General features: G+C 30.1%; 12 protein-coding genes. All 12 read left to right on the top strand.

Annotation, left to right across the window (positions count from 1 at the left end; genetic code table 11):
* Positions 1–76 precede the first annotated feature (76 nt).
* Positions 77–2464, top strand: coding sequence for a TonB-dependent receptor (locus tag HXZ69_RS08800; RefSeq protein WP_286495698.1), 2388 nt, complete (start codon positions 77–79; stop codon positions 2462–2464).
* 424 nt (positions 2465–2888) lie between these two features.
* Complete coding sequence (locus tag HXZ69_RS08795; protein ID WP_286495697.1) at positions 2889–5405, top strand: TonB-dependent receptor; 2517 nt, start codon at positions 2889–2891, stop codon at positions 5403–5405.
* An 86-nt stretch (positions 5406–5491) separates the two neighbouring features.
* Positions 5492–6448, top strand: a complete 957-nt coding sequence (locus HXZ69_RS08790; protein ID WP_286495695.1) for a S66 peptidase family protein — start codon at positions 5492–5494, stop codon at positions 6446–6448.
* Entirely contained in the window at positions 6435–7070 is a 636-nt protein-coding gene (upp, locus tag HXZ69_RS08785; protein ID WP_286495694.1) for a uracil phosphoribosyltransferase, read from the top strand. Before HXZ69_RS08790 ends, upp begins: the two co-directional genes overlap by 14 nt.
* A gap of 9 nt (positions 7071–7079) precedes the next feature.
* Positions 7080–7445: a YraN family protein gene (locus tag HXZ69_RS08780; protein WP_286495693.1), complete on the top strand. Its 366-nt coding sequence runs from the start codon at positions 7080–7082 to the stop codon at positions 7443–7445.
* 9 nt (positions 7446–7454) lie between these two features.
* On the top strand, positions 7455–8126 hold the full coding sequence (locus HXZ69_RS08775; RefSeq protein ID WP_180905395.1) for a DedA family protein: 672 nt from the start codon (positions 7455–7457) through the stop codon (positions 8124–8126).
* Positions 8127–8176: 50 nt separating this feature from the next.
* Complete coding sequence (locus HXZ69_RS08770) at positions 8177–8815, top strand: VTT domain-containing protein (RefSeq protein ID WP_286495692.1); 639 nt, start codon at positions 8177–8179, stop codon at positions 8813–8815.
* A gap of 3 nt (positions 8816–8818) precedes the next feature.
* On the top strand, positions 8819–9421 hold the full coding sequence (locus HXZ69_RS08765; protein WP_114998695.1) for a hypothetical protein: 603 nt from the start codon (positions 8819–8821) through the stop codon (positions 9419–9421).
* A gap of 48 nt (positions 9422–9469) precedes the next feature.
* Positions 9470–9991 carry a DUF4833 domain-containing protein gene (locus HXZ69_RS08760; protein ID WP_286495691.1) on the top strand — a complete coding sequence of 174 codons (522 nt, stop codon included), beginning with the start codon at positions 9470–9472 and terminating at the stop codon, positions 9989–9991.
* A 46-nt stretch (positions 9992–10037) separates the two neighbouring features.
* Positions 10038–11162 (top strand): GNAT family N-acetyltransferase, encoded by a 1125-nt coding sequence (locus tag HXZ69_RS08755; protein WP_286495690.1) that lies wholly within the window; start codon positions 10038–10040, stop codon positions 11160–11162.
* 601 nt (positions 11163–11763) lie between these two features.
* Positions 11764–13023, top strand: a complete 1260-nt coding sequence (locus tag HXZ69_RS08750) for a phage integrase SAM-like domain-containing protein (protein WP_286495689.1) — start codon at positions 11764–11766, stop codon at positions 13021–13023.
* Positions 13023–14159, top strand: coding sequence for a hypothetical protein (locus tag HXZ69_RS08745; RefSeq protein ID WP_286495688.1), 1137 nt, complete (start codon positions 13023–13025; stop codon positions 14157–14159). Before HXZ69_RS08750 ends, HXZ69_RS08745 begins: the two co-directional genes overlap by 1 nt.
* Positions 14160–14425 lie beyond the last annotated feature (266 nt).

The raw sequence follows: 14425 nt of genomic DNA, 5'->3' as shown, positions 1-14425 counted from the left end.
GAAGTAAACTTTTAAACTATTTCAAAAGATGAGGTTAAACTCAACTAAGCTTTTACTAGTAGGAGCTTTTGCCTTAATGGCATCATTATCTTTCGCCCAAGTTGTTGAACCAACAGATTCTACAAAGGTTGAACAGGACGAAAACGTATCTTTAGGAGAAACATTAATCATTGGTAAAGGGGTTATCGATATCGTAGAGGATCGTAAAACACCAGTTGCTGTATCTACAATTAGTAAGGCAGCTATCGAAGATAAAGCGGTAGGAAATGTAGATTTCCCAGAAATCTTCGCTACAACTCCATCTGTATATGTTTCTGGACAAGCGGGAGGTTTTGGAGATTCTCAAATGTTTTTACGTGGATTTAGTAGTCAAAATACAGCTTACTTATTGAACGGACAACCAATTAATGGTATGGAAGATGGTAACTTGTATTGGTCTAACTGGTCTGCAATGACTGAAGTTGCAAATGCAGTTCAGATTCAACGTGGTTTAGGATCTTCTAAATTAGCTATTTCTTCTGTTGGTGGTACTGTAAATATGGTAACAAAAGCTACAGATAAAAAGCAAGGAGGTTTTGTAAGATTAAACACAGGTAACGATAGTTACATGAGTGCTACTATTTCTTACAATACAGGTATGAAAGGTAAATGGGGAGCTTCTTTCTTGTTTAACCAAACAACTATGCACAGATCTTGGGCTCAAGGAACAAATGCAAATTCACAAGCATACTTTGTTTCTGTAGGGTATAAACCAAACGATCGTCATAACATTAACTTTATGATTTTTGGTGCGCCACAAGAGCACGGACAAAACTATTCTACAAAAAACACTAAGCAATGGGCTGATGCAGAAAAGTATGGATACGGAAATAAATACAATACAACTTACGGATACTTCAACGGTAAAGGAGAAAATTTAAGAACTAACTTTTACCACAAGCCAGTAGCAAACTTAAACTGGGACTGGACAATTAATGAAAACATGAATTTGTCTACAGTGCTTTATGCTTCTACAGGTACTGGAGGAGGTACTTCTGGAGTTGGTAAAGCAACAAGTACATTGAAAAATGGATTAGTTGATTTTGATTTAATTCAAAGCAATAACTTATTAGATCCAGACGGTATTGGAAATAATGGAGGTAAAGATGCAAACGGAAAAACAGTATCGAATGGTGCTATCCGTACATCTGTTAATAATCACTTCTGGTATGGAGGTGTAACAAACTTAAACTTTGATACTAAAACAGGATGGAACTTTAACATAGGTGCTGATATCCGTTTCTATCATGGTAATCACTTCCAACAAATGAATAATTTGTTTGGATTAAAAGGTTGGTCTGAAGTAAATAAATCAAACAATCAAACAGTTGTTGTAACAGAAACTTTTGGAACAAATCCTTGGTCTGCATTATTCAAATCGGCTAAAAAAGATCAAAGAACAGCAAGAGATTATTCTGAAGATATTAACTATCAAGGAGCGTTTGGGCAAGTTGAATACTCTAATGATATTTTCACAGTATTTGGACAAGGAGCAATCTCTAATCAATTCTACCAAAAATTTGATACTTGGAACTACGGAGGTGTAGAAACAGCTTCTAAAAAAGTAAACAAAACAGGATGGAATGTAAAAGGAGGTTTATCTGTTAATATTAACGAGGAGAATACAGTTTTTGCTAACGCAGGACGTTATTCTCGTCAACCGTTCTTAGATAATGTATTCGAATACAACAAAGTTGATTTACGTGAGCCAAATGTAGATAACGAAGAAATTACAGGTTTCGAAGTTGGTTACAAATACGAAACAAGAGGTTTAAGAGTTAATATTAATGCTTACTCTACAAAATGGGGTAATCGTTTCTTAGGAATTTCAGGTTCTGTAACTCAACCAGATAACACAACTCGTCCTATTTATACATCTTATACAGATATCACACAATTACACAAAGGTGTTGAAGTTGATTTTGACGCTAAAGTTTCTCAAATGTTTAGCTTATATGGATTCGCATCTTACGGTGATTGGAAGTATGATGGAAAAACTCCATTTGAATCGATGTATACTGATGACGATACAATTTTCGAAAAAGGAAATGTTGATTTGACAGGAACTTATATCGGAGAAGCTGCTCAATTTACTTTCGGTTTGGGAACTAAAGTTAACTTTACAAGAAACTTATATTGGGATGTAGACTTTATGTACAATGCTCGTACTTATGGACAAGTTAATCCAGTAGATGTAGTTAAAAGTGCATTAAAAGGAGAGGTTTATCAAGCTGAAAAAATTGCACCTTTTGCAAAAGTTAATACAGGTGTTGCATATGAATTCAAATTTGGTAAACAAAAAATCAAATTTAGAGGGAATGTTCGTAACTTATTCAACGATCAATACGTAAGTAGAATTGATAGAAATGGATACGGATATGCAGTAGGTAGAACTTGGAATGCAGGTGTTACTTATAGCTTCTAATAAGAATTAAAATTTCTTAACATATTAAAGTGGGCTTAGTAATAAGTCCACTTTTTTTTATGAAGTATTGTGACTGAATTATTTGTCTTAAATTAATAAAACCTTAATATTTAATTTATAATAAATCTAAATAATTTTATTTTAAGAATAAATATTCATTTATTAATGAATTATTATACACATTGTTTTTTTTAAGTATTGTTGTTTGTTTAGTCTGTTTTTGATAAGGATTTAAAAATTTTATTATTTGGTAATTTTATTTTAATTATATTTTCATATTCATAAAATATTAAGAATAATATTATAATTATTTAAAATTGATTTTTTAAGTAATAATTATTCTTAATTAACATAACGTTTGTAGTTGTTTTAACATATATACACCTCAACTTTGCAGCGGTAAACATTTAAACTATTTCATAAGATGAGGTTAAACTCAATAAAGCTTTTATTAGTAGGAGCTTTTGCCTTAACGGCATCATTATCTTTCGCTCAAGTTGTTGAACCAACAGATTCTACAAAGGTTGAACAAGACGAAAATGTATCTTTAAGTGAAACATTAATTATTGGTAAAGGAGTAATCGATGTTACAGAAAATCGTAAAACACCAGTTGCATCTACAGTTATTACAAGAGAGGAAATCCTTGATAAAGGAGTTGGAAATGTAGAATTTCCAGAATTATTAAAAAATTCGCCATCTATTTATGTTGCGGACCAAGCTTCAGGTTTTGGTGATGCAAAAATGTATATGCGTGGTTTTGATCAATCAAATACTGCTTTCTTATTGAATGGGCAACCAATCAACGGAATGGATAACGGTAGTTTATATTGGTCAAACTGGCAGTCTGTTTCTGATATTGCAAATGTTATTGATTCTCAACGTGGTTTAGGATCTTCAAAATTAGCTATTTCTTCTGTTGGAGGAACTGTAAATATCGTAACAAAAGCTACTGAGAAAAAAGAAGGAGGTTTTGTACGTTACTTAACAGGTAACGATTCATACCAAAAACAAACTATTGGTTATAATACAGGTATGAAAGGTAAATGGGGTGCTTCATTTATGTTTGATAACTGGTCTGCTCACAGAAGTTTTGCACGTGGAACAGAAGGTAAAGGTCAATCTTACTTTGTTTCTGTAGGTTTCAAACCAAATGCACGTCATACATTCAACTTTATGATTTTTGGTGCTCCACAAGAACATGGTCAGAACTATTCTAAACCAATGGATACTCAATATCGTAATATTAAAGTTAATGGTGTAAATAAAAGTATTATTGCAACTCCAGGTTATGATATTACGGGTCGCTTAGGAAACTCTAACTATGGTTTCTATAATGGAGAATCTTTATCTGCTAAAACAAACTATTATCATAAACCAGTAGCTAACTTAAACTGGGATTTTACAATTAACGAAAACTTGTCTTTGTCTACAGTGATTTATGCATCTACTGGTACAGGAGGAGGAACAAGTACTTTAGGTAATGGTCCTGGATATACTGATGGAGGTTATAAATCTAATGGAGAAATTGATTGGAATGTAATAGCAGCGAAGAATCAAGAATTAAAAGATGGAATTTCTAAGGGAAATAACGGAACTGTTTTAGCTTCTTCAGTAAATAATCACTTTTGGTACGGAGGAGTTTCTAACTTAACTTTTGATACAAAAAAAGGTTTTGTATTTAATGTAGGTACAGATTTACGTTTCTACCAAGGGGAACACTATCAACAATTAAATAATTTATTAGGAGCTTCTGGTCGTGCTGCATCTAATGTACAACGTTCTTCAGATTATGTTGTTAATAAAACTTTCAGCTCAAGCCCTTGGAATTCTTTATTCAATAGAGCTAAACATAGTGAGAGAATTGGATTTGATAATTCAGAGAGAATTAACTACCAAGGTTTCTTTGGACAAGCCGAATACTCAAACGAATTATTCTCAGCATTCTTTCAAGGTGCTTTATCTTGGCAAGAGTATGAAAAATATGATAACTGGAACTATACTGCAGAATCTGCAGAAAAACAAGGTATCAAATTCAAAAACGGTAAAGCTTATTCAGGTGAGCGCACAGAAATTGGTTATAATTTAAAAGCTGGTTTCTCTATCAATTTAAATAAAGAAAATAGTGTTTTTGTTAATGGAGGTAAATATTCTCGTCAACCATATTTAAATAATATGTTTGTACGTAATACAGTTACTTTTGTAGATCCAACAGTTAAAAATGAAGAGATTCAAAGTGTTGAAGCAGGTTACCGTTACAAAACTCGTACATTAAGAGTTAATGTGAATGCATATTATACTGAATGGGATAATAGAGCAGATACTTACAACGATAGAGATTTTACAGATGCTAATGGTTTAGTACACTCTAATGTTCGTTATTTATTAAATAATTTATCTCAAGTACACAAAGGTTTAGAGGTTGATTTTGATGCTAAAGTAACGCGTGATTGGACAATTAGAGGTTATGCTTCTGCAGGAGATTGGAGATACCAAGGAGCTTTCACGTATCAAATTCAAGATACAGATACGCAAGAAATTGTTGCTGGATCAGAAAATGGAAAAGGTAACTTAGACGGTGTAAGAGTTGGTAATGCAGCACAATTTACATTTGGTATGGGTACTAAAGTTAAAGTAACAAAAGCTTTATCTTTTGATACAGACTTCAACTACTACGCTCGTTTATATGAAAATGTAAATGTAGCTGATGTAGCAAAAGCAAATATTAAAGGAGATGCTTACAAAAATGCAAGTATTAGCCCATTTGCTACAGTAGATTTAGGAATGTCTTACAACTTTAAAATTACAAATAGTCAATCACTTAAATTTAGAGGTAACATCAAAAACTTATTCAATGATCAATACATTTCTCGTAAAGATAACTACGGTTACTTCTGGGGGAATGGAAGAACTTGGAATGCAGGTGTAACTTATAATTTCTAAGAAATATTTCATTATCATAACAAAAAGACGAACGCTTGTAGTTCGTCTTTTTTTTGTATTTACCTTTACTAAAATTTTATAGAAAAATGATTCAACCCGATTTTCTAAAAGAAGGTGATAAAATAGCAATTGTTGCGCCAGCTAAACGTATGTTACAAGGCGAATTGGATGAAGCAATAGACTTAATAAAATCGTGGAAATTGATTCCTGTATTAGGAAAAAATATTTATGCTGAATATGATTTTGGCTACAAATATGCTGGAACAGATAAAATCAGAACCGAAGATTTTCAATGGGTACTAGATGATTCTGAAATCAAAGCAATTTGGTGCGCACGTGGTGGATATGGTTCAGTAAAAATTATTGATGAATTAGATTTAACCAATTTCAAAAAATCTCCAAAATGGATAATTGGTTATTCTGATATCACTGTTTTTCACAATCATTTTAATCGATTAGGTTTTCAAACAATACATGGTGTTACAGCAAAGAAATTAGCAAATACCGAATATCATCCAACATCTTATCAAAGTGTCTATGAAGCATTGTTTGGACATGAAATTAATTACGAAATTCAATCACATACTTACAATAATTTAGGCGAAGCAAAAGGAGAATTAATTGGCGGAAATCTTTCGATTGTGTATTCACTTTTGGGGAGCGAATCTGCGATTACAAATCCTTCGGATAAGATTTTATTTTTAGAAGATTGGTTCGAGAATTGGTATGCTGTTGATCGAATGTTGATGAATCTTAAACGCAACGGAATTCTTACTCATGTAAAAGGAATTATTTTAGGAAACTTTACACACATGGATACGGAGGAAGAAAATGCTGAAAACTACAACCATCCATTCGATCCAAAAACTTTTGAAGTCATTCATAGTTTTACAAAAAACTTAAATATTCCAGTAGCTTTCGGATTTCCTGCAGGGCATACAGGTCACAATGTTGCGCTTAAAATGGGTGCAAAAGTTCAGTTAAATGTTACCTCAAATAATGTAACTTTGCATCATTATACAAACAAATATGGAACAAGATAATTTAACAGTCATTACTCACCCGTTGGTAAAAGCAAAAATTACGCAAATGCGTGATAAAAACACAACAACGAAAGAATTTGGCGAATTAGTAGACGAAATTTCAGGTTTAATGTGTTACGAAATTACACGTAACATCGAGCTTGAAGAAGTAGAAGTTGAAACGCCAATTACCAAAACAATCGGTTACAAATTAAAAGGAAATGATATGGCTATCGTTCCAATTTTACGTGCTGGATTGGGAATGGTAAAAGGGATTCATCAGTTAATTCCAACAGCGAAAGTTGGTCATATTGGGCTTTACCGCGATCATGACACATTACAACCTGTTGAGTATTTGTGTAAACTTCCAACAGATTTAGATTCTCGCGATGTGATTTTGGTTGATCCAATGTTAGCAACTGGAGGTTCTGCAATCAAAGCAATTGAAATTTTAAAAGAAAAAGGAGCAAAATCTGTTCGTTTGGCTTGTTTAGTTGGTTGTCCGGAAGGAGTGGAAGCGGTACAAAATGTTTATCCAGAAGTTCCAATTTTCTTGGCTGCTTTGGATGAAAAATTGAATGAAAATGGATACATCGTTCCAGGTTTAGGTGATGCTGGAGATCGTTTGTACGGGACAAAATAATTTTTTTGAATGAGTATTAGTTACGATTTCGGAAAAGAAGCAGAAGATTTTGCAGTTAATTATTTAATCCAAAATGGGTACAAAATATTGGCTCGAAATTATTTTTTCAGAAAAGCCGAAATTGATATTATTGCTCAATTTGAAAATGAGATTGTTATTATAGAGGTTAAGAGTCGTACTTCAAATTATGTTGTGGAGCCAGAAAGTTCTGTTAACACAAAGAAGAAGAAATTGTTAATTCTTGCCGCAGATGATTTTATTCAGAAAAATAATTTTATTTCTGAGGTAAGATTTGATATTTTAGCACTTTTAAAAAAACAACAATCTTGGAGCGTAAATCATATCAAAAATGCGTTTAATGCTTCAGAAATTTAATCAACTTTTATGGAAGTATTTATGAGTCTTTTTGACTTTATTATGCATATCGACCAGCATTTAGCAGAGTTTGCAAATGAGTATGGTTTGTGGCTTTATGCAATTTTATTTTTAATCATTTTCGTGGAAACAGGTGTGGTTGTGATGCCATTTTTACCTGGAGATTCACTGTTGTTTGCAGCAGGTATGTTAGCTGCGCAAGAAACAAATGATATGAATGTGTGGATTATGATTGCAATTCTTTTGGTGGCCGCCATTCTCGGTGATACGTTGAATTATACCATCGGGAAAAAAGTTGGTTACAAAGCAACTAAGGTTAAGATTTTTGGTAAAAATTTCATTCAAGAAGAACATATCAATAAAACGCACGAATTCTACGAAAAATATGGTTCTAAAACTATTGTAATTGCACGTTTTGTACCAATTGTAAGAACTTTAGCGCCTTTCGTTGCAGGAATCGGACGAATGGGATATTCTATTTTCATTACATATAACGTAATTGGAGCTGTGTTATGGGTTGTTGGTTTAACACTTATTGGATACTTTTTAGGAAATATCGAATGGGTTCAAAATAATTTTTCTAAAGTAATTTTAGGAATAACAATCGCTTCTGTACTTCCAATTTTAGTGGAAATTATCAAAGAAAAGTTCGGCAAAAAAAAGGTAGCTGAACAAGAATAACTATAAAAAATTAACTCGACTTCGGTCGAGTTTTTTTATACCTTTAAATCATGGAAATTTTAGATTACATACTACATATCGATAAATATTTAGAAGCCATTTTGAATGATTATCAAAACTGGTTTTACTTGATTTTGTTTCTCTTAATCTTTATCGAAACAGGTTTGGTTGTCATGCCTTTTTTACCTGGCGATTCGCTTTTATTTGCGGCAGGAATGTTGGCTGCGGCTTTTCCAGATCAACTTAATATTTATATCGTATTAGGTTTACTTTGGGTTGCGGCGATTGCAGGCGATACGGTCAATTATACGATAGGAAAAACTTTGGGAACGAAATTAGTTACAGCCAAAATTTTCGGTAAACGAATTATTAAAGATTCTGCCATTCAAAAGACCGAAGATTTCTTTATAAAATATGGTTCTAAAACCATTGTAATTGCACGTTTTGTTCCGATTGTAAGAACGCTTGCGCCTTTCGTTGCAGGAATTTCTAAAATGCATTATGGCACATTTATCAAATATAATTTCATCGGTGGAACAATTTGGGTTTTCGGGATTACATTGGCTGGATATTTCCTTGGAACAATTCCATTTATCAAAAACAATTTCGAAATTGTCGTAATGGCAATTATTGTGTTTTCTTTGGTTCCAATTATTGTAGAATTCGTCAAAGAGAAAATAAAAAAATAAAAAATGAGTACAGAAAATTCGATTTTCATCATCTTACTTTTGTTGATAATCTTTTTACCAATTATTTTATTTATCATTGAGTCTCAAAAAGAATATAAACACGAAAATGATGAAGTTATTCGCGTCAAAATTGGTTTTTTAAGCTATATTTCAGTTTTTAATATGATTCTTTTTGCAATTCTTTGTCTTACTTTTTTATTTATAGCTTATCAATTATTGTTTGTGACAGATTTCATTTTAACTAACATAATTATTGGAATGATTTTTTTGATACTATTCTTTGTTTTTACCATTCCAGTTGCCAATACTTACAATCATCTCTTACATGAATCTAAGCGAGAAATTTATTTTTTCAGGAATAAAAAGGTTTTGTTCGTTGTAGAAAAAGAATCAGAAATTACTATTGATTTAGAAGATGAAATGATTGAAATCAATCACGAAGTTTCTAATAAAAGTTCTAAATATCAAACTGGTCATGGTAAATATAATTTTATTCAGAATGATGAAATTATTCCAATTTCAGATTTAATCAAATTTCCGCAAGATTTTCTTGATCAAAATAATATTGAGCAAGTTAAAGTTTCGAAACTTTTTATTTGGATTTAGATAATCATTCAAATAATTCCTATCTTCTATTTTTAAAAATATCAATCAATGAAAAACCTATTAATTATTTGTTCTATCCTTTTTTCTTTTGTTGTAAATGCACAACAAGGTTATCCTGTTCCTCCAAAATCAGAAAATAGATTATTTTACATTCAACACAACGACAATAAAAATACGTTTGTTTACGATGCACTTTTTTCGAGCAAAGGAATTTTAGATGCTAACAATCCAGTTGATATTTATCGCATTCTTTATGCTGAAGATGGTTCAAAAAAGCCCTTGACTTCTATACAAAAGAAATTGGCATATGGTTTAGATATTAAGAAAATTGAAAAGAATGTTTTTCAGTTGACATTGGTTTCTTATCCAACTCAAAAATTAACGCTTAAGCTTGATTCTCAAAAAAATCCAATTGTTCAAACAACTGTTAATAACAAGTTGATAACACTGAATCGTGTTTTCTTAAAACAGAAGAAAGGAACGGCTGGAATCTCCGTAAAGCTTGATTATATTTTATTTTACGGAAAAGATAAAAACGGAAAATCTGTAGAAGAGAAAATTGTTCTCTAAAAAAATCTCCCTAAATTAGAATCTGTAAGACGCAATTTAATAGCATATGATCGAAGTAAGAGAGGTGAATACGCCAAGTGAAATGAAGAAATTTGTCGATTTACCTTTTGAAGTGTATAAAGATAATCCGTATTGGGTGCCTTCTTTAAAGAAAGATGAACTCGCAAGTTTTGATAAAAATAATGCAATTTTTGAGACGGTTGAAGCTAACTATTTTTTAGCTTACAAAGGAAAAGAAGTAGTTGGACGAATTGTTTCGATTATTAATTGGACCGAAGTAAAAGAAATTGGAAAGACTAAAATTCGTTTTGGTTGGTTAGTTTTTAAAGATGATATCAACATTTTAAAAGCTTTATTAACAACTGTTGAAAACATTGCTAAAAATAATAAACTGAGTTATATAGAAGGTCCGATGGGATTTTCGAATATGGATAAAGCTGGATTATTAACAGAAGGATTTGATAAAGTTGCCACTTTGATCGGTTTATATAATTACGAATATTATCCAATATATTTGCAAGAATTAGGTTATCAACCAAAAGCCGAGTGGTTAGAATATTCTATTGATATTGCGAATTTGGGCAAGGTAAAGCAAATGGATAAATTGTGTGAAATGCTCAAAAAACGTTACGAAATAGATACGTATAAATTTGATACAATTAACGAAATGTTACCTTATGTAGACGAAATGTTTGATTTGTTGAATGTGACGTATGCAGAATTGCAAAGTTTTGTTCCGATAGAAAAATTTCAGGTTGAGCATTACAAAAAGAAATATCTAAAATTTCTTCATCCCGATTTTATTTCATGTGTAAAAGATAAAAACAACAAAATGATTGCTTTTGCGATTACGATGCCTTCATTTTCAAAAGCTTTTCAGAAAACGAAAGGAAAATTGTTCCCATTTGGTTGGTGGCATTTGATGCAAGCGCAAAAAAAGAACGATCATGTCGAATTTTATTTGATTGGAATTCATCCTCATTATCAAAATAAAGGTGTTAACGCCTTGATTTTTAAAGAGCTTTATGATCGATTTATAGCGAGAGGAATTAAAACTTTAGAGACCAATCCTTTGCTAGAGGAGAATACAAAAGTGCAACAATTATGGAAAAACTTTGATCCGGTTATCCATAAACGTAGAAAAACATTTTATAAAGATATAGAAGCATAAAAAAATGGTTAGAATCTAAATTCTAACCATTTTCTATATCAATTAAGGTTGTGGCTGATAATTTTTCGCATTATCTTCAGCATCATCATCAAACTAATCTCCAAATTTTTGCTTAACAGATTCTTTGATTTGATTCTATTTTTCTTCTAAATAATTATAAATTAATGTTTAAAAAAATGAAGAATAATTTCCTTAGAAAACTGCGAAGTAAATCAAAATAATGATGATAATCACAACCACTATAAATTCAAAAATGGAAATAGTTCTTCCACCAGATTTCAAATTTCTTTTCGAATACATACCAAACCAACTTATAACCAAATAATGATCTAAATTTATGAAAAATATTATAAATCATTAGAAAACAATAAATCATAAAAAAAGACTTTGAAATATTTTTCAAAGTCTTTGCTGTTGTACGGGCGGGGAGACTCGAACCTATTAATTATATTTAATTTTATTTAATGTTATTAATGCTGATAATCATATAGTTGTATTTATAGTTGATTTGTTAAAATTAATAAAAATTAAATAAAATTAAGTTTTACTGTGCAATAGTTGTGCAAATGTATTAATATTGCACAATATAAAACACAATAATATGGCGACTATAAAATTCTTATATAGAGGTACAAAAGATTACGGAGATGTAACTATTAGATTGTCTCATTTAAAAGAGATTGATTTATTTGCAAACACTGGATATAAATCTAAACGTGCATACTGGATTGATTCCAAAAGTAAAAAACGAAACTATCCTAGTGGAAAAGATGCTCAAGCAAAATCAGATAAGTTAAAGTTAGTAGAATTAGAAAAAGATATACTTGAACATTTTAATGAAGATTATAACTCTGGTATTATGATTGACAAAGAATGGTTAAAAGATAAAATAGATATTTTCTTTAAAAGAAAAGTGAGAAGTAATACTCATTCTGATTATTTGGTAGACAATATTCAGTATTTAATAGATAATGCTTCATACAGAAAAAACAATAAAGGAGGAATAGGAGTATCAAAGAGTAGGATAGCTGATTACAAAACGTGTAAAGGGTTGTTAGAGGAATTTTCAAAGAGTACAAGAAAGAAATATAAAATCAAAGATGTTTCAGAAGCATTTGCAAGAGAATTCGAGAAATGGTTTGTAGAAGAAAAAGGTTTAACCTTAGGTTATGCAAGGCGTAACTTAAATGTTATTAAAGCCGCTTGTAAAGAAGCTCAAATAAATGGAATTGAAATTTCACTATCATTATCAAGAATTTCTACAGTTACTCCCAAAAATGAGTATGTTATTTACTTAAACGAAACAGATTTAAAGAAAATACAAAACAAAGAATTTGACAATCAACGATTGAATAATGCAAAAAAGTGGATTCTACTTGGTTGTCAGCTAGGACAAAGGGGAAAAGATTTATTGAGATTGAATGAATCTAATATTACAGAATATAACGGAAAGAAATATTTTGAATTTATACAAGAGAAAACTTCTAAAGCTATCAAAATACCCATTCATGATGAAATTAGTAAAATACTTGAAACGGGTTTTCCTTATAAAGTTTCCTTACCTAAATTTAATAAAGCAATTCATGATGTTTGTGAATTAGCGGAAATAAATGAAGAAACAAAAGGTGTTAAAAAGGTTAATAATAGAAATACAAAAGATGTTTATCCAAAATATAAGCTTATTTCTTCTCATTCATTAAGACGTTCTTTTGCATCTAATTATTATGGGAAAATATCTACTAACTTATTAATAGCTATAACAGGTCATGCAACAGAAACAATGTTTTTAAAATACATAGGAAAGACTGCATTTGATTACGCAGATGAGTTTGCAGAAGCTTGGAATAAAATAGAGAAGTAATGGAGTTATTTAAGAAAATTGTGACATTAATTGAAGAGTTAAATTCTAACAATTATGATAATGTTTTAAATGATGTAAAAAACTATTTAAGAGACGAATGTAAAAATATAGATAAAAAAGATAAAGATATATTGACGGTATTTATAAAAATCAACATATTAGATAAAATTGACCTTATAATAAATGAAGTTCCTCGAAAAGGATTAAATGATAGAAGAGGAAAATTAAATAGATTATACTTAGATAATTTGAATTCTTTTAAACAAGAAATTATAAATTTATATTTTCCTTTATTAAAAGTATATGAAGAGTATTCATTTACAAATAGTGTTACTGTATTATTTGAAGACCTTCTAAATGTTATAGATAATGGCTTTGATTCTCATTATTTATTTGAAGAGAAGTTTGATTTATTCAAAAATAAAGTAAGTAAACATTATTCTTTAGTCGATGATTTTAGATTTATTTCTAACACTTGTTTAAACTTTTATGAAAGTGCATTAAAAGAAAAGATAAAATATCAATCGCAAATAGATTTAAACAAAGATTATATCGAAATATATTATAGAGAGTTTAATAATGATTTAGATGCTATAATTACTAAAGATGAGATTAACGGAGAATTTAAATTAAGAGATTTTATTAATAGTCAGAATGAAATTATTCTTGAATTACAAATATCAATTAGTCAAATAGAAGATATGATTGATTTTTTTCTAAAAAAGGATAAATTTATTGGAAATCAAATTGTATTTAAGAATCCTGTTTTAGCATATACAGGAGATGAATTAGATTCAGTATTTAAAGATTTGTCTGAGTATAATGAAAATGTTGAAACGATATATTTGTTATCCAGGGTTCAATATGATAAATTAATAAAGCTTGAATCTGCTTTAATTTCAAATGGTTTTCTTCTAAAGTATGGTAAGAAATTCAAATGGATAAATACAAAATCTAAAATTTGTGAATTATGCTATTACCTTACAGAAAATAGATCCTTTAATATAGATACTAAGTATTCAACTTTTGTTAAGTTCTTTTTCAAAAGATATAATATTGAAATTACTAACCAAGATTTAAACAAATCTAAAAATACCTATCACGGGAAAAGTATTTTTAAAGAGCTATTAATTTAAAATAGCTCTTTTTTTATCTCTTTATATTTTAATAACCCCTATAGTACCCCTAAAATTAATTTCTCCCTTCTTATGATATATATGTAATCTTCCCCTTGTTAAGAACACTTAAAAGTAGAGTTTTTATTTAATATTATTGTATTATTATTTTGATTAATTTGAAATGTAGGAAAATCATTAGGATTTTTGACCTTACCATATTTCAATAAAAAGTTTCTAGGAGAAAGATATTGCAAAGAACTATGTGGTCTTTCATTGTTATACAT

The sequence above is a fragment of the Empedobacter sp. R132-2 genome (genome assembly GCF_030324375.1).
GTDB lineage: Bacteria > Bacteroidota > Bacteroidia > Flavobacteriales > Weeksellaceae > Empedobacter > Empedobacter falsenii_B.
The sequence above is the reverse complement of the archived record's forward strand: the minus strand, read 5'-3'. Positions and strand labels throughout refer to the sequence as shown.

What these genes read in the sequence shown, in the direction of transcription:
- HXZ69_RS08765 (WP_114998695.1), top strand. Translation starts at nt 8,819, where the DNA reads ATGAGTACAGAAAATTCGATTTTCATCATCTTACTTTTGTTGATAATC.
- HXZ69_RS08755 (WP_286495690.1), top strand. Translation starts at nt 10,038, where the DNA reads ATGATCGAAGTAAGAGAGGTGAATACGCCAAGTGAAATGAAGAAATTT.
- HXZ69_RS08795 (WP_286495697.1), top strand. Translation starts at nt 2,889, where the DNA reads ATGAGGTTAAACTCAATAAAGCTTTTATTAGTAGGAGCTTTTGCCTTA.
- HXZ69_RS08800 (WP_286495698.1), top strand. Translation starts at nt 77, where the DNA reads ATGGCATCATTATCTTTCGCCCAAGTTGTTGAACCAACAGATTCTACA.
- HXZ69_RS08790 (WP_286495695.1), top strand. Translation starts at nt 5,492, where the DNA reads ATGATTCAACCCGATTTTCTAAAAGAAGGTGATAAAATAGCAATTGTT.
- HXZ69_RS08745 (WP_286495688.1), top strand. Translation starts at nt 13,023, where the DNA reads ATGGAGTTATTTAAGAAAATTGTGACATTAATTGAAGAGTTAAATTCT.
- HXZ69_RS08750 (WP_286495689.1), top strand. Translation starts at nt 11,764, where the DNA reads ATGGCGACTATAAAATTCTTATATAGAGGTACAAAAGATTACGGAGAT.
- HXZ69_RS08760 (WP_286495691.1), top strand. Translation starts at nt 9,470, where the DNA reads ATGAAAAACCTATTAATTATTTGTTCTATCCTTTTTTCTTTTGTTGTA.
- HXZ69_RS08770 (WP_286495692.1), top strand. Translation starts at nt 8,177, where the DNA reads ATGGAAATTTTAGATTACATACTACATATCGATAAATATTTAGAAGCC.
- upp (WP_286495694.1), top strand. Translation starts at nt 6,435, where the DNA reads ATGGAACAAGATAATTTAACAGTCATTACTCACCCGTTGGTAAAAGCA.
- HXZ69_RS08780 (WP_286495693.1), top strand. Translation starts at nt 7,080, where the DNA reads ATGAGTATTAGTTACGATTTCGGAAAAGAAGCAGAAGATTTTGCAGTT.
- HXZ69_RS08775 (WP_180905395.1), top strand. Translation starts at nt 7,455, where the DNA reads ATGGAAGTATTTATGAGTCTTTTTGACTTTATTATGCATATCGACCAG.